Raw genomic sequence first — 242 nt, forward strand, 5'->3', positions numbered from 1 at the left:
CTATGTAGGAGCTTAACGCTCCTACATAGATAAGGCCTTAATACGACGTTCAATCGCATCCATCAGCTTGCCGGTAATCGAGATATCAAAAGCGGCTTCGATTTCACGAATACAGGTTGGGCTAGTGACATTGATTTCGGTGAGTTTATCACCAATCACATCAAGACCGACAAAGATCAAGCCTTTTTCTTTTAATGTTGGAGCCACAGCTAACGCAATCGCTTTATCGGTTTCACTCAGTG

Annotated in this window: 1 protein-coding gene; it reads right to left on the minus strand. The window is 43.4% G+C overall.

Annotation, left to right across the window (positions count from 1 at the left end; translation table 11 throughout):
- Positions 1–21: 21 nt before the first annotated feature.
- Positions 22–242, minus strand: a 221-nt coding sequence (locus V0R37_RS23115) for an ATP-grasp domain-containing protein (protein WP_489685832.1), incomplete at its 5' end; no start/stop codon positions are given.

The organism is Pollutimonas rozaliensis (assembly GCF_048751585.1).
Taxonomy (GTDB): domain Bacteria; phylum Pseudomonadota; class Gammaproteobacteria; order Burkholderiales; family Burkholderiaceae_B.